We start from the raw sequence: 22622 nt of genomic DNA, 5'->3' as shown, positions 1-22622 counted from the left end.
GTTGATATTTGATAAGATACATTTTTATGTTAAAGAGTTCGATAACTTCAAGTTTGTCGGGATGATGTGATAGCGTGTTATCTTTCACTTCATTAATAGTTCTCAAAGAGATAATCTTCGCGAAACAACGAGGCACAAAAAATCGAAAAATTGCGTCCTGGAATGCTTGCATTCACAGGGCGTTATTTTTTTGATTTTTCGCGACGACTGTCGCGACAAAGATGGAGCGAAGCGGAATCGAAGTGGCTCGTTGCTTACCTCAGAAACTCAGTGTTTTTTGGGGTTTTCTTTTATCTATAATTGTATTCAGCCTCGGACAAGACAAAGAAGCCTGAGATAGCTGAAAAGGCTAAAACAAGCATTTTACAAAAGTTAAGAGAAAGCCAGGCGATAGTTGATCAGAGGAAAGAGGAGCAAGGTCCAAATCTTAATAGGAATAATCTAAGACCTGAGAGATGAATAACTGATAGCAGTAGGCAGGGGCGTGAAAACGCCCTTGACCGAAGAGTTGTAGTGGCACATTGATAATCAGTTTGTTTTTAAGATGATGTAATTGTCAGAATAAGATTGTCAGAATAAATGTAAAGGAACCTTGACATAGATGACACACTATGATATATTCAAAATGTAAAGGAACCTTGACAAATTTCAATTGGAGGATATGCATTGGAAAATTATGTAGAGAAGCTGCGGAAGGAACGCGGTTTAAACCAGGAGGAATTTGCTAAAATAATCCGAGTTTCCAGGCAGACGATCAGTTCAATCGAGAATGGTAAGTATAATCCATCGCTTGATCTCGCGTTTACCATAGCAGATTATTTTGGAATGGCAATTGAAGATATTTTTATTCATAAGGGAGGTGGAAACGATGAAAATAAGTGATCTTAATAAAGGTGTTTTATGTATACTCGTTGGAAGTTGCTTTGTTCTAGCAGCGGTTTTTACCGAGAGTGAAGTAGACGGCTTGCTCTGGGGGTTGGCGGGAGGCGCTTTAGGACCCGGTATTGGATGGATTATAAAGCATTTTTACTGGTCTGCTCCCAAAAACAAGAAAAGATACAGTGAAATTAAGGAACAGGAAGATATTAGTCTACATGATGAATTGAACGAGAAACTACGCGACAAATCGGGTAGAATAGCTTATAATATCATTTTTTTCTTGATATGCATTTCCGAGGTGACATTCTCTATTATTGGAAAAGCAGGAATGATTATCAATCATAAGACTATAGTTTGGTATTTGTTTGGATTGTTAATTATACAGATTGCAATAGATAAAGTGGTGTATTATCAATTGAGGAAGAAATACTGATTTAATTGCCCTTATTAAAGAATTCATCAACAGGCAAGTTTACCACCATTGGTGGAGTCTCCGCCAATGGTAAAGAGGGCTTCTACAAGAAAATTGGCTTCGAAGTGATTCCTAATGGCATTAGGAAAATGATTGAGATTTAAGGCGGATACAGAAACGTGATAAGAAAAGCAGAACCAAAAGATATATCAAGAATTGCCGAAATCCTGGTGTTTACAAAAAGAATGAAGTACAGATCAATATTTCATAATGATGATTACTCTTTTAACGAGTTGCAGGTAGTAAAGGTCGCCAATGAATTCAAGGATTCTGAACTTCTCAATAAAGTTTGGGTATATGATGATGGCATAGTTAAGGGAATGATGCATCTGGAGGGAAAAGAAATTTCGGAATTATATGTAGATTACTTCTTTTGGAACCAAGGCATAGGAGCCCAATTGTTAGAGTTCGCAAAAGAAAAATATGATAGCAGACACCTATGGACGCTGGAGAAGAACAAAGAAGCTATACATTTTTACAAGACACATGGATTTAAGCTTAACGGAAAAAGACAATTAGAAGAAGGCACACCTGAATATATCGTGATGCTAGAGCGAGACTGAAACTAGGATTATTTTTGAAAGAAATAAAATTGCCGTTTGACAGTGCTAATTACTGTCAAATGGCTCTTTTTTGTTATAGTAAAAATATGTTTTCGTTGGAGGATGATTCTGGTCGGATATATGCGAAAAAACAACTGATAAATCTCCGGTAATAGAGAGGATCTATTAAAATATGAAAATGCTAACAAATAAAGAGATTAAAGAAATTGCAATGAGACAATCCGCTGAAGATATAGGATGTAAAGCGGAGGATTTTTTATCTGAGAAAAATATAATCTGTAAGTTTCATTTGGGAGATAATGCACGCAGGTATTATAAAGAACCAATCACCTGTAACTTTGTTTCTTATGGTAATAATGTTGTAGCTGCCACAATGGGCGAAGTGGAAGATCTGGTTTCTGAATACGTAGATAAATATGAGTTCTACCATCTTTTTGAGACTCCCAATATGCACTGGCTTGAGGAACGTCTTGCAGAGCGTGGGTACAAGATATGTTTTATGGCGGAGTACTATCTTCCTGATGTGGAGAGGATTCCCAATGAACAATGCTTATATGAAACAAGAATACTTGAACAGGATGACTTTAAGGACTTATATCTACCTGAGTGGAGTAATGCGCTATGCAGTGATCGTAAAAATTTGGATGTTCTGGGAGTTGGAGCCTATGACAAGGATAATCTGGTAGGATTTGCTGCATGTTCAGCTGATTGTGATGACATGTGGCAGATAGGGGTAGATGTTCTTCCTGAGTACAGACAAAAAGGAATAGCATCTGCTCTTACAAGCAGGTTGGCAAAAGAAATACTTGAAAGAGGAAAGGTGCCATTTTACTGTTCTGCATGGTCAAATATAAGATCAGCTAGAAATGCAGCGAAGAGTGGATTTGCTCCGGCATGGGTTGAGATGACTATAAAACCAGCAAATATAGTTGATGAGATTAATTCAGAGGCGGGTAAATAAATGAATTTCAGAAAGGCAACAATAGAAGATCTGGATATACTTGTCGCCACAAGAATAGAAGTTTTGAGGGCAGCAAATAGGCTTGATGCAAGCATTGATATGTCAGAGGTAGAGCGGCAATCCAGAGATTACTATTCTAAAGCTATGGCTGATGGCTCACATACAGCATATCTGGTGTTTGACGAGGACAAATTTATAGGTGCCGGCGGAGTGAGCTATTACAGAGTAATGCCAACATATCATAATACATCAGGTGAAAAAGCATACATCATGAATATGTACACGGCATCTGATTATCGCAGGCAGGGAATAGCTTATAAGACTTTGGACCTTCTTGTACAGGATGCAAAGAGTAGAGGAATCAAAGCAATCTCTCTTGAAGCTACTGAGATGGGAAGACCTCTGTATGAGAAGTATGGCTTTGTAAAAATGAATGATGAAATGGAACTTAGGTAATAGCAGGAATATTACTGAAAAAGGCTGATGAAGTAATGAAATACAACCACATAGAATAGACATAATGGAAGGATATGTTTATGGATATTGTTTATAAAAGATTATCAGAGAACGAATTAAACAGGATCATAAGAATGAGAATAGATCAACTGACAGAAGAATACACATCAGAGGGAAAAACTGTACCGAATGATGTAAATCTTGAAGAGGCTTTGCTGGATTTTTATAAAAGAAATATGGCTGCCGGAACCTATATTTCCTGGCTGGCATTTGATGGAGATAAGATAGTCGGAACAAGTGGTATGTCCTTCGCGGAAAAACCGCCATACTTCACATGCCCTTCAGGGAAATTAGGTATCTTGTCCAGCATGTATACCGATCCGAACTATAGGAGGTTGGGAATCGCTACAGAGTTACTGGACAGGGTAGTAAAAGAGGCAAAAGAATATGGCTGCGGAACAATCTATATTACAGCATCGAATATGGGTGTGAAGTTGTACGAATCATATGGATTTAAGCATAACGGAAATTTCATGCAGTATAATTTTTGATCAGATGAAAGGATCTGCCTTTATGCTGGATTTTGATAGCCGAGGGGAGCTCCAACCCTCTGGGGTGGATCCATTATGAAGGGGTAGACTAATGATGATCGAATGATGATCGCATGCTGCAATGACGGGACAAGACCTGTTATCTTTAAAATCGAGCGTGTTGATATTCCGGAGAATGACGAAGAGAAAGAGTGGTTGGAAAAGCAGAATTTCCACAACTTTGCAGATGATGCATATATTGGCTAATCAGCCTTAAGAAGCTTGAAATGACTTTCTCTATACTCTATAAGCCCTTCATCTTGTATGCGTGAGAGTTCTTTTGACATATTGGTGCGCTCAAGGTTCAGATAATCAGCAAGCTGTTGTCTGTTGAATGGAATATCAAATTCTCTGGAGTCAGTCTGTAGTGCAATGGCATTGAGATAAGACAGGAGGCGTCCGCGGCAGCTCTTGGAAGAAGTATAAAAGCTTCGTCCGGAGAGGATAAGGTTCTTTTGTGATGAGATGATAAGTATATTTTTAAGGAGCTTTTCCTTCCAGGGAGAGCTCTTTTTGCTATCTTCAAGAAGGTTCTTTATATTGCAAAAGAGAATACGGCTTTCCTCATTTGCTCTGACATCAACCAGAAGGACTTCACCAAGAAGAGCATAGGTCTCGGCAAAGTACTGGTTCTTACCCACATGGCTTAATACAGTTCGGTTGCCCCAGATGTCATTGCTTTCAACAGTAACACTACCAGAAAGCACCATGCCTATTTGGGAAGTCTGTTCTCCGGCATGGAGGATCACATCGTCTTTTCGGAATCTCTTTTCCTTTGCATCCAGGAAGTCAAGGCACGAGGATAGCTCTTTTGCTGTCATTCCCTGGAACAGTCTGCTTTTTTCTATACCTTCAAGATTCATAAATATTTCTCCTAAAATGTGGTTTAAACAACATACTTGTTAAGGATAGTATATTATACTGACACCATCAGAACAAGGATAAAGCAAAGAACAGAGAGGTTTAAAGATGGTAAGAAAGATAATAAAGATCGACGAAGAAAAGTGCAATGGCTGTGGTATTTGCGCTAGCGCATGCCACGAAGGAGCTATTGATATTGTGAATGGAAAAGCAAAGCTAGTAAGAGAGAACTTTTGCGATGGATTTGGGGACTGTTTGCCGGGCTGTCCTATGGGAGCGATTTCTTTTGAAGAAAGGGAAGCGCCTGCTTATGATGAAGCAGCAGTAAAGGCAGCACAGGAAAAGAAAGGATTGGATAAGGATATGCATCAGTGCGAGAACAAGATGATGAATGAAATGGAACAACATGCTGCTGGACATGGATGTCCGGGGTCAAAATTTATGACGCTTAAGAGAAGCAACCAGGAAGACAATGATCCCAGTCAGGACATGATTTCAAGAATGAGCTCACATCCCTCAAGACTGATGCAGTGGCCATGTCAGATAAAACTTTTGCCGACGCAGGCAAATTTTTATAATGGGGCCAAGCTCCTCATTGCAGCTGACTGCACAGCATACGCCTATGCAAACATGCACGAGGAGTTCATGAAGGGGAAGGTTACAATGATAGGATGCCCAAAGCTGGATGATGGCGACTACACAGAAAAGCTGACAGAAATCATATCAAATAACGACATCGCTAGCGTGACCATAGTAAGGATGGAGGTTCCATGCTGCGGAGGACTCCAGAGGGCCGCAGAGAATGCTATAAAGAACAGTGGAAAGTTCCTTCCCTGGCATGTTGTAACCATCTCTCGTAACGGAGAGGTACTTGATTAAATTTCCCAACAAACATTTGTCGGAAGAGCTGGCGTTGAAGGTTCTGTGCCGATCAGACTTAGTGAGCAGGAAAAAGAGGCATTACTGAAATCATCGGAAACTCTGAAAGCAGTAATTAACGAATCGCTTTGAAGTTCATGTGTGGAGTGATGAGAGTTTATCTTCCATGCAATTAAGATCCATTGCGGAAGGTGATCACAACAGAATTCGATTTTAAAGTCATCTGGCGGATAAAACTGTCAGATGACTTTTTTTATTTTGGGAAAACGGATATAGTAGAAGATAAATATCAGAAATTAACGGAGAGGTTGATATGAATTTTCTATTTGTAGCACTTGGTGGTGCCTTGGGTGCAGTAGCGCGATATGCAATAAGTCTGATTCCTGTTAAGACTTATTTTCCGATATTAACTCTGATTACAAATATCATCGGTGCCATACTAATTGGATTCGTTGTTGGAATTGCCAGTAATCGAGAAAGTGTATCTGATAATACCATTCTTTTCTGGAAGACAGGGGTGTGCGGAGGTTTTACCACGTTCTCTACATTTTCCCTTGAAGCTTTTAATTTGTTTGAGAAGAAACAATATATGAATGGCGGATTATATGTAGCACTAAGTTGTTGTTGCTGCATATTTGGAATTCTATGTGGAAAGAAACTTGCGACGATAATTAAACTTTGAATTTCAGCAAAACGTGCTAAGGAAGTAAGCTTTTTGCTTTGACGTTTGATGAATTTATATGAGGAGAGTTTAGTGAAAAGAATTAAGCAGTGCATGGCACTATTGCTATGTCCAATAATACTATCTGCCTGCGCAGGACAGGCGCCAGGATGAGTATGATGGAGGTAAATCCCAGAGTCAAGGATAAGAGGAAAATCTCCATTCTGTGGAGGACTGAGTTAAATCATCTTTTAGAGAGAAATGATCTTCCCAAATATAAAGAAAAGAGCAAGCTGTTTGTTCAGGAAAATCTCCTTGAAAAAGTTCCCGGTGAAATCCTGTGGAAGCAGGCATATGAGGAATTGTTTGAGAGAGTCTGTAACACAATAGCGGAAGAAATTGAGACCTATAGAAAGAATCGAAGAAAAGCATAGAAGGATGGAAAACTGTAATGGTCATTGCTATTAGCGCATGCCTTTTAGGTGAGAACTGCAAATATAACGGTGGAAATAACTGCAGCGAGAAAGTCAGGGCTTTCTGTGAAGATCATAAAGTGATTCCTATATGTCCTGAAGTAATGGGAGGACTTCCTACTCCAAGGGTTCCGGCTGAGATAGTGAACGGAGTTGTTACCAACAGAGAAGGCAAGGTTGTTGATAAAGAATTCAGATCCGGAGCAGAGGCAGCATTTAAGAAGATTATGGATTCTGGTGCGCAGGTTTGTATTCTTCAGTCAAGAAGCCCAAGCTGCGGAGTAAAAGAGGTTTACGATGGCTCTTTTACAGGAAAGAAGATCCCTGGCATGGGAGTCTTTGCGCAGATGGTTAGTGAAACTTCGATTAAGCTGATTGACGTGGAGGACTTGGACTGAGGTTTATGTGGAAGATAAAGCAGATATTTGATGGGGATTATGGCTGCGAGGAATTACAGCCGGGACAGAAGCCTAAGGCATCAGTTACTCTTGCGGATGATGCGGGGAATGAGAAACTTGTGTCAGTGGAAGATGACTGGCTTACGGAGAATGGGCTGGACGTTGGCTCTGAGTGGCCGGCAGGAGTATGAGAGGGTTAAAGATGAGTTGGATAAGAGCCATTTGACAGTATTAATTGCTGTTAGATGGCTCTTTTTCTGTTATAGTACAACTATGTTTTTGTCGTGTATGCACGATAAAAATAAGTAAAACCATCGTGTATACACGACAAAAATGGTTGAAATTATCGTGCATACACGATAAAATTAAAATATATCATCGTGTATACACGATAAAATGTTCGTCGGAGGTTGCAAAATGAATCACGATATATTAAAAAAAGTCATTTTTGATCAAATCGAAGTTATTCAGAATGCAGAGATCATCCCGAGAGACTATTTTTTTGAGAAGAACGTTAATTATGTATTGGTAGGACTTAGAAGATCCGGTAAGTCTACCCTTTTATATAAGATTGCCAGAGAGCTTGTATCTGAAGGTTGTGATTGGTCTCAGATAATCTATGTGAATTTTGAGGATGATAGATTATTGGGATTTACAAAGGAAGACTTTAATGATGTCGTAGAGACTGCATATGAACTTAATGATTCCAAAGATATTTATTTTTTCTTTGACGAGATTCAGATAATAGATGGCTGGGAGCACTTTGCAAGAAGAATGGCTGACCAGAAAAGGCATGTTTACATTACAGGCAGTAATGCCAAAATGCTCAGTTCAGAAATGGCCAGAGTTTTGGGCGGCAGATATATTCCTAAAATGATCATGCCATTTTCTCTAAGTGAAGCGCTTGATTTTCAGAAGATAGCTCATGATGAAGCGGCGCTGCTTACAACAGCAAAGGCTGCCAAGATCAAAAGGGCGTGCCAGGAATATATTGCCGGTGGAGGGCTTCCGGATGCTCTTCTTTTGAAGAATAAGAGGGAATATATAAAGAGTGTTTATGAAAAAGTGCTTTTAGGTGACATTATTGAGCGTGAGCAGGTTAAGAATAAAATGGCACTTCGTCTTATGGTAAAAAAGATTGCTGAGACGGTAATGCACGAGATTTCCTTTAATACACTTTCCGGTAATATAAAAGCTACAGGAATAAAGACATCTACTGACTCGATGATAGATTATACTTCTCATGCCGAGAATGCGTATCTTATATTCAGGACTAGAAATTATGTTTCCAAGTTTGCTGAAAAGGAAAGCACTCCAAGATTTTATTTCTATGATAATGGAATCTTGTCGCTGTTTCTTGTAGATAAACCTTCAGCACTACTGGAAAATGCAGTAGGAATCTGCCTTAAGCGTAAATATGAAGACGGTGTATATTACTTCAAATCCAACCAGACAGGAATAGATATTGATTTTTATATTCCAGAGGAAGGAATGGCAGTTCAGGTTGCATACGCGCTAGGTGATGCACAAGAAAGAGAAACTAAAAGTCTTGTATCACTTGCCCAAAAAACTGAAGAGGTAAAAAGACTGGTAATAGTCACAAGCGAAGAAGAAAGAACGATAGAAGAAGATGGATATGCAATAGAAGTAATTCCTGTACACAAGTTTCTTTTGTCATGAAATTCATAATTTTTAGGTATGAGGACTATGAAGATTAGAGAGTTTGAGATAGATAACGATTTTGACATAATAAAGGACTGGATCACAGACGAGAGAACGCATGCTATGTGGAGTGCGAACCATTTGATATATCCGCTTGATAAAAGTAATTTGCAGCAGATCTTATCTGAAATAAAGGAGATGTTTGGAGATAAGGCGTTCGTTGCGGTTACTGATGAGGGTAGCGTTGTGGGCTTCTATTGTTATTCGCTTAATAACACCACTAACGAAGGAATGCTTAAATTCGTAGTTGTCTCACCTCAAGTCAGAGGAAAAGGCGTAGCTGGGGAGATGATAAAGCTTGCGCTTAAAGACGCCTTTGATAATCCAAATGCTAATGCAGTTCATCTTAATGTATTTCCAGAGAATATTCGAGCTAAGAAGTTTTATGAAAAGATTGGATTTAAAGAGCGAAGAACTGATGAGAATGCATTTATGTTCAAGGATGAAGCTTGGGGTAGATGTAATATGGTGATATCAAAACTGCTTTAATGTGACTAGACATTTGATTATTGCTTGCTAAAGAGGAGAAAATGCTGTTCTGCGCAAATGGTATGAACAAAATGGAGTTGTTCATATAGGTACAAAGAAGTTTGATTTCTTCCCTTTTACATGTGGTTATATGAAGAAGGTTATTTGAGAAAAAGACTGTGGGGCATTTTATGAGAATAATCAATTATTTTGATAGTGATAAAAAAGAGTACTGGCTAGGCGAGATTCAAAAATGCGACTGGGAAGCAGCCAGATTTATTTATGATATGCTCAGTAATGAGACTTTTTTTGACTTCGTAGGCGAAGGCTCAAAAGTATTGCTACTTACAGACGGAGATGAATTGATCTCATTTTGTACTTATGCTAAAAAAGATGATATTCCTTCTACAGATCTAACACCGTGGATGGGATTTGTTTTTACGCGCCCTGAGCATAGAGGGCATCGCTACATTGCTCTTTTGATGGAAGAAGTTGAAAAACTTGCCAGGGAAGAAGGTATATCAGAAGTATACATCTCAACAAGCCATGTCGGGCTCTATGAGAAGTATGGGTGCGAACTTAAAACAAAGCTGAAGGATATGAACGGGGAACTTTCCAGAGTATATGTAAAAAAGATTGAATCATTCAGCTAGAAATATTGAAAAGAGGAATAAGACATGACATTAAAGGAATTGTTTGAGAAGTACTGCGCTATGAGCGAGTGGGGATATGTCTGCAACGGACATTGTGTTGAACTTACACCTGCTTCGGAGGAAGAAATTAAGGCGTTCAGGACTATATGTGATAAATATGGCGTTGAGCAGAAAATCGTTGCTGAACTTGAGGAATACTACAGGCAGAATAACAACTTCTTCGATTATTTTAGATGCGATGAAGAAAGCTTATTCGAATGGTGGGACGATGATCAGAAATGCATATGGTTTGGATGCGTAGATGATAACAGTTTCATCTATGATGCTAATACCCACAAGTATGCCATAGGAGAGGCTGGCAGCAATGATTTTGGTGAGTACGATACCTTTATGGAGATGCTTGAAGCGTATCTGAAATACGGATATGAATTGGGTGCTAATTGTTAAAGTTACTATGCAAAAAGACATGTAAATATATATAGTAAAAGAATTGAAACAATGCAAAAAGTTTATTCGTGGCGGAGAAATAGAAAATGGGGACTTCACTTTGTAATTTGAACGTATATAATCCGGATAAAAAAGAATATGATCCGGGAAAAGAGTATTTTGTAGCGAATATTGTAGAGGATTGGGATACGATTCTCGAAAATGAACACGAGCATGATTTTGACAGAATCTGCAATCTTGCAGTATCTTTGTCAAAATCGCTTGATACAAACATAGTCACAACCATCTATTTTGATGATGACATTTTTGAACTGAGCATATACAGCAGCGGAAAAAAGAAAGCATATTACTATAATGAATATGGCGGAATAGAGTCAAAAAATTATTCTGCGATGGTGAGTATGCTTGACCTTGATTTTATAGCAGCAAAAGCCTTCAGGTACCTTTTGAAAAAAGAGATGTTTGCAGGAGATGCTATAAGCAAGCTTTCAGCTATTAGCGGACTTCCATTTTATATAGAAAAGTTTATGTATGATCATATGCCGGATAGGCTGATTCCTGATAAAGAGGCGGTTCTTAAAGAAATTGAGGCAGAAAATGCCAAAACCAAAAAGAAAAGTAAAGCTTCTGACACTGTAGAGCTGCTATGCGAAATTCCAGGAATGGTAGTAGATAAGACAATCGACTACGAAGATGGGAAGCATGGAGTGGTCAGAGTGGTTGAACCTTCGGATGGAGAAATAGACTATAGCCATATTCACTGTTACCAGATAACAGGCGACAAAAATCCTTCATTGCAGAAGATATATGACTATAAGTTGCCATTTGAAAAATGGGCTCCCGGTGAACAGTCAAGAGCTTTAGTAAATCTTCCTGGCACACTGGCAATTTATAATGATTGGGAATGTATAGTTCACGAATTTTATGATGAGGATGAGATCGCAGAAGTTGAAAGTATAGGCGCAATACCAGAAGACCGGTATAATCCCATTAAACTTCATAATGTTAATGATGTTTTGCGTATTCAATCTTCAAAGAATTTAATGGCTTTTGATATGGATTATCAACGTCTATTATTGAAAAGTGTTAAGGGAAACATAATTACCAAAATGATCGATGATGAAGATAACCTTTATGTCATTACTTCAAGTAATATTCTGGGGTTTGGATACAGCCATGACTTTAAACCTAAGGATGTAGTAAGACTTTATAAGATACCGCTTGTAAAGGAGAACCAATGAAAGCACTGATCATTAATTGTAGTCCTGTCAAAAATGGTGCTACCGCAGAGATTGCAAGTATCATAAATAATGAGCTCTCTTCAAGATATGATACAAAAAGTATATGTATAGATGACTATTCTTTCGACTTCTGCAAAGGATGCAGAACATGTCACAATACAGCAAAATGTATAATGGATGACGATATTACTAAGATCATGGAAGAATTTGATAATGCGGATATCATTGTATCTGTATCTCCATCATACTGGGCTGATATACCAGGGCAGTACAAAGCTTTCATAGACAGATGTACTCCTTGGTGCGACACTCATGAGCCTCATGCCTCTATAAAAGAGGGTAAAAGGGGATACTCCGTTGCGCTTAGAACAGGCCAAAGTATGCGTGAGTGCGACAGAATCGTTCAGAGCATCGAACACTTCTACGGACATTTGCATATTGAATGTGCTGGACACCTTGGTTTAACAGCAATTGAGTACAAAGAAAATGTTGAACCAAGGAAAAAAGAAATAATCGACTTCTGTAAAGATATATTATAGGGGAGTATATGGGAAACGAAAGCGGAACATGGATCATGTATGGCATAGACTGGAACGATCCGGAATGCATCCATACAGTACAGGAAGCAATAGACTATATAAATGATATAGGCTTTTTGCCATTATTCAAAAATGATATTCCGGGCTTTTCTCTAGAAGAAAGGACAGTGCCGGAATATTGGTGGTGCGGTGATCCTGAAGTTGACCCGTGGGAATGGCGCGAGATCATCGCAAGAAGTGGCGAGATTGCTTACGGTAAATTCTTTGAAAAGAAGGCCGGTTTTATATCAAAAAAGTGGCTTCCTTATTTCGTAAATCTTCGCCGTGATGGTTATGACTTTGACGCACTCTGGGATGATGAGAAAGCGTCAAGACGCCAGAAGAAGATAATGGATCTGTTCGAGTCTGAAGATGAGCTATATTCCAATGAAGTCAAAGCAAGGGCCGGATTTGGAAAAGATGGTGAAAAGGGCTTTGATGGAACAGTCACAGATCTTCAGATGAAAACTTATCTATGCGTTAGGGACTTCAGGCAGAGGAAGAATAAAAAGGGCGAATTCTACGGATGGCCGATAGCAGTTTACGCTAAGCCTGAAGCAATCTGGGGGTATGAGCATGTTACTTCAAGGTACAATGAAAAACCTGAAGATTCCGGTAAAGCTATCGCGGACCATATAAAAGATATATATCCTGTCGCTACAGATTCACAGATAAAAAGGATTCTCACTGGCGCGGGTCCGTCAGGCAGTAGGAAAAAGAGTAACAGAAAGCCTAAAGAATGGCTGGTTCCGGCGAATCCCAAGTATTATGATATAGTTCATGCCTTTGACGATGCTGAAGAAATTGATTGGAAGCAGGGCGCCGGGATAATTAAGGATGATATCGTCTATATGTATGTTGGAGCACCGGTTTCTGCGATCATGTATAAATGTAGTGTTACTGAAACTGACATACCATACGATTTTGAAAATGAGAACTTGAAGATCACTGCACTAATGAAGATAAAATTATTAAAGAGGTATGATCCAAAGCAGTTCACATTTGAAAAGCTCAAAGATGTTTACAGTATCTATGCAGTAAGAGGTCCAAGAGGAATACCTGGAAAATTAAGTGATGCACTGAGTCAGGAAATTTAATTAAGAAGGAGAAATAAATAATTGTTGCCTTGGGAATATGCAAGGCTTTAGACAATTTAATATGTGTGAGATTTTGTAGGAAAAGGTTGATGGAGATTAGAAGTCTTCATCAGCCTTTTTTGTGTCTAATGAGTTGGAAGTTTATTTTTTAAATCACATTACGGTTTTAAGTAAAAAAATTGATATAATAAACATGACATATAGATGACATGTTTGGGTTGATATGATGAATGTGTAGTAAAGAAAATGAAGATAGACAGGTTGATCGGAATACTTTCCGTATTGTTACAGGAAGAGAAAACTACAGCTCCTGAGCTGGCAGAGCGTTTCGAGGTGTCCAAAAGGACTATCAATAGAGACATCGAAGCTTTGTGCAAGGCTGGGATTCCGATACAGACATCCCAGGGGGTTGGCGGCGGAATCAGTATCATGGATGGATATCGTATGGACAGGACAATCCTGACATCTAGGGATATGCAGATGATACTTGCAGGACTCAGAAGCCTTGATAGTGTGAGCGGAAGCAGGTATTATGGGCAGCTCATGGAGAAGATAAAGACAGGTTCCTCTGAGTTTGTAAGCGGCAGGGATTCTATTTTGATCGATCTGTCATCCTGGTACCGGGAATCACTTGCTCCAAAGATAGAAGTTATACAAAATGCGATTGAAAGTAGACATACATTAAAGTTTACTTACTACAATCAAAAAGGCGAGAGTATTCGCGAGCTTGAACCTTATTATATTGTATTCAAATGGTCCAGCTGGTATGTATGGGGGTGGTGCTTAAAAAGGAATGAATTTCGTCTATTCAAACTTAACCGAATGGATAAGGTTACAATGACAGATTCGGAGTTTGTCTGCAGAGATGTTCCAACGCCAGACTTGTCTACAGAAAAGATATTTCATGGTGGAATTAAGGTTAAAGCTCTTTTTACAGAGGATGTTAAATGGAGGCTTGTAGAAGAGTTTGGGCCGGAGTGCTTTACTCAGGAGCCGGACGGAAGATTATTGTTTAAAGCTGACTATACTGATATGGACAATCTGGTTACCTGGATACTGACGTTTGGAGATAAGGCAGAGCTACTTGAACCCAAGGAAGCAAGAGAGAAAATACGGAAGATAGTTGAGGCTATGGAAAGAAATTATTCATGTCGAACGTGTAAAAAGACTTAGAGGGTAATAAATATGGCTTTTGATTTTAAGAAAGAATATAAAGAGTTTTATCTTCCCAAGAATAAACCTGGTATTATTACGGTTCCGAGCATGAATTATATTGCTGTACGAGGAGCGGGAGATCCGAACCAGGAAGATAGTGATTATAAAAAATCTATTGGATTACTATATGGGATTGCCTTTACAATAAAGATGAGTAAGAAAGGTGATCATCGTATCGAAGGATATTTCGATTATGTGGTTCCACCGCTAGAAGGATTTTGGTGGCAGGAGGAACGACCATCAGAAAATTCTAAAACACAAACTGACCCAGCTGAGCGAAGCATGGTAGCAGGAATCGATTACTCCCATAAAGAAGACTTTCACTGGATCTCTGTGATCCGAGTTCCTGATTTTGTTACAAAGGAAGACTTCAACTGGGCAGTATCTGAGGCGACGAAGAAAAAGAAAATGGACTTTTCAAATGTGGAGTTCCTGACTGTAGATGAAGGGCTTTGCGTTCAGTGTATGCACATAGGTTCTTATGATGATGAGCCTGCAACGGTTAAGATGATGCATGAATTTATGGAGGCACAGGGATATGTTCTTGATATTACTGATAAACGCCTTCATCATGAAATATATCTAAGTGATGTAAGGAAAGTTGCTCCGGAGAAATTAAAAACAGTGATAAGGCATCCGATTAAACGGAAAGGAAGTTAAGCAGAATGCACCAGAGCTATTTCAAAAGACTTGCAAAGAAAACGGGATCATGTCAGATCCGGAAGATTGCTTTAGGTTCATGAGTGAATTTCCTGAAAAATATCAGCAGATGAGTTTGTTTGACGATGGAGGTTAAGGCCATGGAGTATATCAAAGTTACGAAGGACAATCTGGAACAGGAGCACATATGCTGCGCAATTTCAAATAATAAAGATATTCAGGTTGCGTCAAAGAAAGCCTGGCTTGCGGACAGATTTGATGAGGGGCTTGTCTTTTTAAAGAGTGCAGAGCGCGGTAAGTGTTTTATAGAGTATATCCCTGCCGAGAACGCATGGGTTCCGATCGATGCAGATGGTTATATGTACATAGATTGCCTATGGGTATCCGGTTCATTTAAGGGACACGGATATTCTTCTGATCTTCTAAACGCATGTATTGAGGATAGTAAAGAGAAAGGCAAAAAAGGTCTTTGTATTCTTTCATCAGCTAAGAAAAAGCCATTCCTTGCAGATCCAAAGTTCTTAAAGTACAAGGGCTTTGAAGTGTGCGATGAAGCGGACAACGGAATACAGCTTATGTATCTTCCTTTTGATAAAAAAGCTAAGGTGCCTTCAATTAAGGAATGTGCCAAGCATCCGCATATAGATGAGAAAGGGTATGTTTTGTATTACACAAATCAGTGTCCTTTCAATGCCAAGTATGTTCCGGTCCTTGAAGAAACAGCAAAGAAGAACAAGATTCCTTTCAAGGCGGTCAAGATACAGACAAAGGATGAAGCGCAGAGTGCACCTACACCTGTTACAACGTATGCATTCTTTTGTGATGGTGAGTATGTAACCAATGAGCAGATGAATGACAAGAAGTTCCTGAAACTGATCGGGAAGTAAAATAATATAAAAAATACGTTTTCTATAATGGCCTTTACTTCCATTTTCCAAAAGATGATGGAACGTGGTCAACAAGTTATGAGAGGTTTCTGCGAAAGATGATTCGTAGGAGCCTCTTTTTTTCTATGATTTAATAATGTATCATTAAAGAAACACAGATGTAATGCATATTGTGGGGGAAGACATAATGGGGCATCCTGATTGCAATGGACATTCGACTCTTTTTGACGGAGTACCGTGGGGACGTGATATATGCGTGTTTGAGGCTTCAGGTGAGCCGGGAGTTTATGTTGCAGATCTTGACCTTGATAGCCTTAGGAAGCACAGAAGTGGTGATATCATGGGCGATAAGTACAGGCATCCTGAGAGATATGATATTCTGGCAGATGAAAATGTTCGAGGCATTATAGCCGGAGAATTTGTGCATTGGTAAATGTGGTCTTGTTAGAAGAAACATGGAAAACAAGTGGAGGAATAAGATATTATGGCTGAAATTTGGGATTTGTATGATCGCGACGGAAATAGAACCGGAGAAACATGGGTAAGGGGCTTTGGTAATTACAAAGATATTCCGGAAGGAAGATATCACCTTGGCGTAGATATCCTTGTGGTTCATGAGGATGGAACGTATCTTTTGATGAAGAGAAGTGATGATAAGGACGTATACCCAGGTTTTTGGGAAGCCAGTGCAGGTGGATCAGCTCTTAGCGGAGAAGAGCCGCTTGAAGCGGCTACAAGAGAACTCCTTGAAGAGACAGGACTTGTTCCCGATAGCATGGAACTTGTCAATGTTCTGTTCAAAGATCCAAGCAGAGCTATGTTTTATTCATATCTGGCCAGAGTGAGCTGTGATAAAGACAGTGTAACTTTGCAGGAAGGCGAGACAGTAGCATATAAATGGCTTGATAAAGAGGCTTTTCTTGAATATGTTGATTCGGAAAATACCATCGGGTCACATAATCAGAGATTTGAAAAATACATTAATACCCTCAGGTGAGGTAGCAAGCACATCAAAGGTCAAAGTCAATGATCCCGAAGAGATAATGGAACATAGATTTTTTAAGAAAAAGGAATTGCCTGAAAACCTTAATGAATATGATAAGAGAATAATTCTTGAGTGGGCTGAGAGACAGTAAATTGGGGAGAAAATATGTTACCGACAAGATCAGAAGCAGAAAGATTATTAGAAGAAGCAGAGAAGTGCAATCCCGGACCATGGGGGAATCATAGCCGTGTGGCAGCACACTGCGCAGAGAAGATCGCATTAGGCTGCGGCGGAATGGACCCGGAGAAAGCTTATATCTTGGGGCTTCTTCATGATATAGGAAGAAAATTCGGAGTAAGGCATTTGGGCCATGTTTCGGATGGATACTCATATATGATGTCACTTGGATATGATGAAGTTGCCAGAATTTGTCTTACACACTCATTCAATAATATGAGACTTGATGAGTACATCGGAAAGGTTGATACTTCGGAAGATGAGTATGAGCTGATTCAGACAGAACTGGGGAAGATTAAAGCTGATGAATATGACATGCTTATCCAGCTTTGTGATGCACTTGCCGGTAGTGAAAGCGTCATGAACATCGAGGATCGTATGAATGATGTAAAAAGGCGTTATGGCAATTTCCCGCAGGCGAAGTGGGATTCAAACATGAGGCTGAAAGCATATTTCGAAGAAAAAGCCGGCAAGGATATCTATGATCTGGTGGAAAAAGATAGCTATACAATATAAATAATATGAGTATATAAAAAGAAAAACTATTTGAAATATGCTAATAGCTTTTTTCAATGAGGAGTTATACAAAGATGTTAAAGAGATTAACTGATAGAATATGGTACTATCCCATGGAAGAAGAACGGGACAGGCCCAATCTTGGATATATACGTGGAGATAACTGGAGTATTGCTATTGATGCTGGCCATTCAGAGGCACATACCAAAGAGTTTTATAGAGCATTGGAAGAAAATGGCTTACCACTTCCAAAGCTCACAGTAATCACGCACTGGCACTGGGATCATACATTTGGAATGCATGCAGTTAATGGACTTTGCATTGCAAATGAGCGCACAAATCAGTATCTGATTGATTTTAAGCGCAGATTATCGCAAGAAGGACCGGAGTTTTTTCTGAACATGCATGAGAGTATACGAAAAGAATACTCGGGAAATAAACCGGTAATCGTAACTACTGCAGACATGATCTTTCATGATAGCATGACGCTGGATGCAGGCAACTGCATTATTAAGATTTTTCAGGCTGATGCGCCGCATACAAATGATTCGACTTTTATTGAGGTTCCAGCGGAAGGCGTTTTGTTTGTTGGAGATGCAACCTGTGGGACATTCCCTGAATGGGAAAAAGACCCTGAATTAAGTAAGCGTTTGGCAGAAACGATCAGAAGCTCAGAGGCAACTACCTGTCTTGAAGGACATTGGGTTCCGGTTCCAAAAGAAGATACAATTAAAGATTTGTTAGAGGATGTAAAAGAATAAATGAAGATTATAGATTTACCAAAAGAAAATGGAAAGAAATAACTTATAGAAAACACGGAGGAAAATGACATGGCAGCAACATTACTGTATCAGGGACATGGAAGCGTAAGGATTGTTACAGGTGAGGGGAAAGTTATTTTTATTGATCCATTCTTGGGGGATGGCTATGATCTTCCGGCGGATCTTATTCTCATGACACATGGACACTATGATCACACGCAGGTGGATCTTATCTCTACAAAGAATGAAGAATGCTCTGTAATTAAATGGTCAGATGCTCTCAAAGATGGCGAATATCAGAATTATGATTTTGGTTTTGTATCTATTGAAACTGTAGAAGCTGGATATAACAAGAATCACAACGTCACAGAATGTGTCGGTTTTATACTTACATTTTCTGACGGTGTAAAAGCATATTTTTCCGGAGATACATCTACAACTCCATCTATGGCAGGATTTGCAGATAGGAAGTTGGATTACGCTTTTCTGTGCTGCGATGGAGTATACAACATGGATGTGGCTGAAGCGTCAGAATGTGCAAAGACAATTGGTGCAAAGCATACGATTCCTTACCACATGGAACCGGTGAAGGATAAAAGCGGTTTTGATATAAGTGTTGCAGAGAGCTTTGATGCACCAGGGAAGATAATACTCAAGCCTGGAGAAGAGCTTGTTTTGGAGTAAGAGGAATAAAGAAGTAAAAAATGACGAAGTAAAAAAGATAAAGAAGTAAAGAAAAATTAAGAAATCAGAGGATAGATTTGTGGCTAAGATAATATTTGTTTCAGGGCCTTGCGGCTGTGGAAAGTCAACCTTTACCAATGCATATGCAAGGCATCTGGTTGGCATGACTAAGATGCTGTTACTATGCTGGACTACATAAAGCAGACAGCAGAAGAAACGCATTATCGGAATATAAAGATTTTTAAGATTTTTCTTGAAAACAATTTTAAATCATATTAGCCTTTTCTTAGGACGTCCGAATCATTCCTAAGAGGAGGCTTTTTATGACGAAAGAACAACTTCATAAATACGTTTCTGAAAGCACCGGAAACGAGAGTAACATTTGCCAGATTTATGCGATTAAAGAAGGGCTGGATGTTTATGACGACTGCTGGCACGGATTTAAGACCGAAGATGCGATGAATGTCAATTCGGTGACCAAAGGTGTGATGGCATTGCTTGCAGGAATCGCATTAGACAGGGGCTGCATTAAGAGTGTGGATCAGAAAGTAATGGATTTCTTTCCGGATTATACTGTTAAGCGTGGAGAGAAAACCATATACGATGTAACAATAAAGCATCTGCTCACTATGACAGCTCCTTATAAAGGCAGGTCAGAACCCTGGAAGAAGGTGTGTACTTCACAGGATTTTACATATGCGATACTTGATTATCTCGGAGGACGTAGCGGGATTACAGGTGAGTTCAGATATGCTACGCTTGGTATTCAGATTTTGGCAGGGATAATCGAGAAGGTAGCCAATGAGAAGTGCATAGATTTTGCCAACAATAATCTGTTTGTGCCGTTGAACCTTCCTGAGCGAATAGCGCATGGAGACAGCTCCAAAGAAGATCAGTTTGATTTTTTCATGAATAAGAATCCAAGGAAATATGAATGGTACAGCGACCCTCGGGGCTGCGTTACAGCGGGCTGGGGATTATGTATGTCAGCGAAAGATATGGCTGTAATCGGCGCTATGGTGTTGAATGATGGCCTGTATAACGGAAATAGAATAATCTCAGAAGAATATCTGAAAGATATGCTCTCTCCCCATCTCAAGCTAGGCGAACGGTTTGGCTTCATGAACTATGGCTACTTATGGTACAAACCCTATGATGATAAAGAGGTATATGCGGCGATTGGTGACAGCGGAAATATCATCTATATAAACAAAGAGAAAAAAGTATCTGTTGGAGTGACAGGTACGTTTAAGCCGAGGATATTTGACAGAGTGGATTTTATCGAGCAAAAGGTATTGCCTGCCATTGGCGTAGGATGACAGTTTTTTTAGTAATTGTCATGATGGTACTAAAGCTCTGAATGAGAGAAATGTGCGGAGCGGATATTTATGTCCTTTTTCAAAAAATACAGAAGCAATAAATGTCTCAAATGAATTATAATTATTGCTAAAGTATATGGTATTGGATAAGAGGACGAAGTTTGAAAGTGTTCCACTTTCAAACCCAAATTGGTGTCGCGAGCTCCACCAATTTGAACCATTAGTCACTCGCTTTGCTCGCGACATGAGGTTAAAAATGGATTTCAGAAAGGCAACTTTAGAAGATATTGATATGCTTGTTACTACAAGAATAGAAGTGCTTAGGGCTGCAAATGAGCTTGGTGCAGAGCCTGGATACTTAAATAATCTTAACTATTAAATAATTAACATCAAGAGAAAGACCAAAGAGAGCGGCCATGACAAATACAGAACAGACCACACAAAATATGACCTCAGGAAACAGTATGAAACAGATCATACTGTTCTTTTTGCCCTTATTATGGGGAAATCTTTTCCAACAACTATATAGTCTTGTGGATAGCATTATAGTTGGCAAGGGAATCTCGGATCAGGCGCTGGCTGCTGTTGGGGCAACCGGGACACTTAACTTCCTTATACTTGGATTTGTTGTGGGGATGACCAGAGGATTTGGCATAACCTTTGCCCAGAGCTTTGGAAAAAACGATATGGCTATGCTGAATGCATACATCAGAGCAGCCAAGAAGCTCAGTATCACGTTTGGAATAGCCTTTACTGTTGTATGCGTTTCTTTGCTCAATAAGATGCTGACGTTCTTGAACACTCCTGAAGATATCTTTGATGATTCGTATAGATATTTTGCTGTGATCTTATTGGGAATTGTAGTGACGGTTATGAATAACCTAGAGATTACAATTCTCCAGTCAATGGGAGATTCCAGAACGCCCCTCACTGCCATGATCTGTTCATCACTCGTGAACATCATGCTTGATATTATTTTCATAATGGCCTTTGGCACAGGAGTTGTCGGAGCAGCAGTGGCAACAGTGGTCTCTCAGTTTGTATCATACCTTTTGTGCCTTAAAAAGCTTAGAACCATCGATTTTATGAGTTTGGGAAAAGACACGTCAGAAATAGCAGATGAAAAGAATATATTGGTTGAACTGATGAAAATAGGACTTCCTGTGGCATTTATGAATTCGGTCACAGCTGCAGGGGCCATGGTATTGCAGTACTTCGTAAATCTTATGGGAAGCGCATATGTGGCAGCCTATTCAGCCTGCATGAAATTTGCATCACTCTTTGAGCAGTTTGGAATGTCCGTAGGTCTTTCCATGATGACCTTTGTGGGGCAAAATAAGGGCGCTGGCAAATATGACAGGATACGCACAGGAGTAAGACAGGGCCTGATGATCTCTACACTTGTGAATGTGCCTATATCGCTCCTTATGATATTTGTGCCCGGAAGCCTGGCAAGGATGCTGCTGACTGACAACATGATAATCGGTTATTGTACCGATTTCATGCCGATCATGGGAATAAGCTTTTTTGCCCTGGGCTGGCTTTTTGTATACAGATACTCTGTTCAGGGGTTGGGCAATACCTTTATACCAATGCTCTCAGGCGGGCTCGAAGTCATTATGAGACTGATCTTTGGCTTTTTGGTAGGAAGGAACGGATTTAAAGGAATTGCCATTTCTGAAGTATCTGCATGGATAGGCGCTTTTCTGATGCTCATGGTGACATACTATTGTTTAATTGGCAAAGAACTAAAGCAATAGCATAAAGTAGCAATAAAAGACTCCTTGGATTTTTGTTAAAATGCAAGAAAGCAATATGGAATAATGCCGGATTAATCGATGAGAGAAGATAGATTATGGACAAATCATGGTCAGAAAACAATAAAGAAATACAGAAATTGCTGACGAAGGAAGCAACATTTAAAGATGCTATTCAGAAGCTTTGGGACAGGATTATAAG

General features: G+C 39.4%; 31 protein-coding genes and 1 pseudogene. 31 read left to right on the top strand and 1 reads right to left on the bottom strand.

Going from position 1 to position 22622, the window contains the following annotated elements; all coding sequences use genetic code 11:
• Positions 1–666 precede the first annotated feature (666 nt).
• The 7 genes and pseudogenes from I7804_RS18670 to I7804_RS18640 all read left to right on the top strand — a co-directional run.
• Complete coding sequence (locus I7804_RS18670) at positions 667–882, top strand: helix-turn-helix transcriptional regulator (protein ID WP_248406090.1); 216 nt, start codon at positions 667–669, stop codon at positions 880–882.
• The gene (locus I7804_RS18665) at positions 869–1312 is read left to right on the top strand and encodes a hypothetical protein (RefSeq protein ID WP_248406089.1); all 444 of its coding nucleotides are present in this window, start codon (positions 869–871) and stop codon (positions 1310–1312) included. Before I7804_RS18670 ends, I7804_RS18665 begins: the two co-directional genes overlap by 14 nt.
• Before the next feature lie 158 nt (positions 1313–1470).
• On the top strand, positions 1471–1914 hold the full coding sequence (locus tag I7804_RS18660) for a GNAT family N-acetyltransferase (protein WP_248406088.1): 444 nt from the start codon (positions 1471–1473) through the stop codon (positions 1912–1914).
• A 172-nt stretch (positions 1915–2086) separates the two neighbouring features.
• Positions 2087–2875: a GNAT family N-acetyltransferase gene (locus I7804_RS18655; protein WP_331477895.1), complete on the top strand. Its 789-nt coding sequence runs from the start codon at positions 2087–2089 to the stop codon at positions 2873–2875.
• Positions 2876–3331 (top strand): GNAT family N-acetyltransferase, encoded by a 456-nt coding sequence (locus I7804_RS18650; protein WP_248406087.1) that lies wholly within the window; start codon positions 2876–2878, stop codon positions 3329–3331.
• Positions 3332–3411: 80 nt separating this feature from the next.
• A complete protein-coding gene (locus tag I7804_RS18645) occupies positions 3412–3882 on the top strand; it encodes a GNAT family N-acetyltransferase (RefSeq protein ID WP_026508169.1) in 471 nt (156 codons plus the stop codon).
• Between the two features lie 99 nt (positions 3883–3981).
• Positions 3982–4128 (top strand): annotated as a pseudogene (locus I7804_RS18640) (TIGR04076 family protein); the annotation flags it as partial.
• Here I7804_RS18640 and I7804_RS18635 read toward each other — a convergent pair.
• Positions 4125–4784 (bottom strand): Crp/Fnr family transcriptional regulator, encoded by a 660-nt coding sequence (locus tag I7804_RS18635; RefSeq protein WP_248406085.1) that lies wholly within the window; start codon positions 4782–4784, stop codon positions 4125–4127. The pseudogene I7804_RS18640 and the gene I7804_RS18635 sit on opposite strands and share 4 nt — an antisense overlap.
• 106 nt (positions 4785–4890) lie before the next feature.
• Here I7804_RS18635 and I7804_RS18630 point away from each other — a divergent pair, with 106 nt between their 5' ends.
• From I7804_RS18630 to I7804_RS18520, 24 genes are all read left to right on the top strand, one after another.
• Positions 4891–5661: an ATP-binding protein gene (locus I7804_RS18630; RefSeq protein ID WP_248406084.1), complete on the top strand. Its 771-nt coding sequence runs from the start codon at positions 4891–4893 to the stop codon at positions 5659–5661.
• A 313-nt stretch (positions 5662–5974) separates the two neighbouring features.
• Positions 5975–6343 (top strand): fluoride efflux transporter CrcB, encoded by a 369-nt coding sequence (gene crcB, locus I7804_RS18625; protein WP_074758679.1) that lies wholly within the window; start codon positions 5975–5977, stop codon positions 6341–6343.
• Between the two features lie 107 nt (positions 6344–6450).
• Positions 6451–6756, top strand: a complete 306-nt coding sequence (locus tag I7804_RS18620; RefSeq protein ID WP_248406083.1) for a hypothetical protein — start codon at positions 6451–6453, stop codon at positions 6754–6756.
• A 17-nt stretch (positions 6757–6773) separates the two neighbouring features.
• Positions 6774–7193, top strand: a complete 420-nt coding sequence (locus I7804_RS18615) for a DUF523 domain-containing protein (RefSeq protein WP_248406082.1) — start codon at positions 6774–6776, stop codon at positions 7191–7193.
• Positions 7194–7198: 5 nt separating this feature from the next.
• Positions 7199–7384 carry a hypothetical protein gene (locus tag I7804_RS18610; RefSeq protein ID WP_074758683.1) on the top strand — a complete coding sequence of 62 codons (186 nt, stop codon included), beginning with the start codon at positions 7199–7201 and terminating at the stop codon, positions 7382–7384.
• Positions 7385–7610: 226 nt separating this feature from the next.
• A complete protein-coding gene (locus I7804_RS18605) occupies positions 7611–8873 on the top strand; it encodes an ATP-binding protein (protein ID WP_248406081.1) in 1263 nt (420 codons plus the stop codon).
• Positions 8874–8900: 27 nt separating this feature from the next.
• A complete protein-coding gene (locus tag I7804_RS18600) occupies positions 8901–9404 on the top strand; it encodes a GNAT family N-acetyltransferase (protein ID WP_027218532.1) in 504 nt (167 codons plus the stop codon).
• A gap of 170 nt (positions 9405–9574) precedes the next feature.
• Entirely contained in the window at positions 9575–10036 is a 462-nt protein-coding gene (locus tag I7804_RS18595) for a GNAT family N-acetyltransferase (RefSeq protein ID WP_248406080.1), read from the top strand.
• Between the two features lie 24 nt (positions 10037–10060).
• Positions 10061–10483 carry a hypothetical protein gene (locus I7804_RS18590; RefSeq protein ID WP_027218531.1) on the top strand — a complete coding sequence of 141 codons (423 nt, stop codon included), beginning with the start codon at positions 10061–10063 and terminating at the stop codon, positions 10481–10483.
• A 107-nt stretch (positions 10484–10590) separates the two neighbouring features.
• Positions 10591–11724 carry a hypothetical protein gene (locus I7804_RS18585; protein ID WP_248406079.1) on the top strand — a complete coding sequence of 378 codons (1134 nt, stop codon included), beginning with the start codon at positions 10591–10593 and terminating at the stop codon, positions 11722–11724.
• Positions 11721–12263: a flavodoxin family protein gene (locus I7804_RS18580; RefSeq protein WP_248406078.1), complete on the top strand. Its 543-nt coding sequence runs from the start codon at positions 11721–11723 to the stop codon at positions 12261–12263. Before I7804_RS18585 ends, I7804_RS18580 begins: the two co-directional genes overlap by 4 nt.
• 8 nt (positions 12264–12271) lie before the next feature.
• Positions 12272–13399 (top strand): hypothetical protein, encoded by a 1128-nt coding sequence (locus tag I7804_RS19195; protein ID WP_331477894.1) that lies wholly within the window; start codon positions 12272–12274, stop codon positions 13397–13399.
• Positions 13400–13645: 246 nt separating this feature from the next.
• Complete coding sequence (locus I7804_RS18570) at positions 13646–14572, top strand: helix-turn-helix transcriptional regulator (RefSeq protein WP_248406077.1); 927 nt, start codon at positions 13646–13648, stop codon at positions 14570–14572.
• A 12-nt stretch (positions 14573–14584) separates the two neighbouring features.
• Positions 14585–15274 carry a GyrI-like domain-containing protein gene (locus I7804_RS18565; protein ID WP_248406076.1) on the top strand — a complete coding sequence of 230 codons (690 nt, stop codon included), beginning with the start codon at positions 14585–14587 and terminating at the stop codon, positions 15272–15274.
• Positions 15275–15414: 140 nt separating this feature from the next.
• The gene (locus I7804_RS18560; RefSeq protein WP_027206936.1) at positions 15415–16161 is read left to right on the top strand and encodes an N-acetyltransferase; all 747 of its coding nucleotides are present in this window, start codon (positions 15415–15417) and stop codon (positions 16159–16161) included.
• A 187-nt stretch (positions 16162–16348) separates the two neighbouring features.
• Positions 16349–16594, top strand: a complete 246-nt coding sequence (locus I7804_RS18555; RefSeq protein ID WP_248406075.1) for a hypothetical protein — start codon at positions 16349–16351, stop codon at positions 16592–16594.
• A gap of 51 nt (positions 16595–16645) precedes the next feature.
• Positions 16646–17158, top strand: a complete 513-nt coding sequence (locus tag I7804_RS18550) for an NUDIX hydrolase (protein ID WP_027216758.1) — start codon at positions 16646–16648, stop codon at positions 17156–17158.
• Positions 17130–17297: a hypothetical protein gene (locus I7804_RS18545; protein WP_248406074.1), complete on the top strand. Its 168-nt coding sequence runs from the start codon at positions 17130–17132 to the stop codon at positions 17295–17297. The genes I7804_RS18550 and I7804_RS18545 overlap by 29 nt, the downstream gene beginning before the upstream one ends.
• Positions 17298–17311: 14 nt before the next feature.
• Positions 17312–17899 (top strand): HD domain-containing protein, encoded by a 588-nt coding sequence (locus tag I7804_RS18540; RefSeq protein WP_027218524.1) that lies wholly within the window; start codon positions 17312–17314, stop codon positions 17897–17899.
• Positions 17900–17973: 74 nt separating this feature from the next.
• Positions 17974–18660, top strand: a complete 687-nt coding sequence (locus I7804_RS18535; RefSeq protein WP_248406073.1) for an MBL fold metallo-hydrolase — start codon at positions 17974–17976, stop codon at positions 18658–18660.
• A 69-nt stretch (positions 18661–18729) separates the two neighbouring features.
• Positions 18730–19344: an MBL fold metallo-hydrolase gene (locus I7804_RS18530; RefSeq protein WP_248406072.1), complete on the top strand. Its 615-nt coding sequence runs from the start codon at positions 18730–18732 to the stop codon at positions 19342–19344.
• A 323-nt stretch (positions 19345–19667) separates the two neighbouring features.
• Positions 19668–20663, top strand: a complete 996-nt coding sequence (locus I7804_RS18525) for a serine hydrolase domain-containing protein (protein ID WP_248406071.1) — start codon at positions 19668–19670, stop codon at positions 20661–20663.
• A 244-nt stretch (positions 20664–20907) separates the two neighbouring features.
• Positions 20908–21042, top strand: coding sequence for a hypothetical protein (locus I7804_RS19025; RefSeq protein WP_282570535.1), 135 nt, complete (start codon positions 20908–20910; stop codon positions 21040–21042).
• Positions 21043–21079: 37 nt separating this feature from the next.
• Positions 21080–22423, top strand: coding sequence for an MATE family efflux transporter (locus I7804_RS18520; RefSeq protein ID WP_331477893.1), 1344 nt, complete (start codon positions 21080–21082; stop codon positions 22421–22423).
• The last annotated feature ends 199 nt before the right edge of the window (positions 22424–22622 follow it).

It is taken from the genome of Butyrivibrio fibrisolvens (genome assembly GCF_023206215.1).
Lineage (GTDB): Bacteria > Bacillota > Clostridia > Lachnospirales > Lachnospiraceae > Butyrivibrio > Butyrivibrio fibrisolvens_C.
The sequence above is the reverse complement of the archived record's forward strand: the minus strand, read 5'-3'. Positions and strand labels throughout refer to the sequence as shown.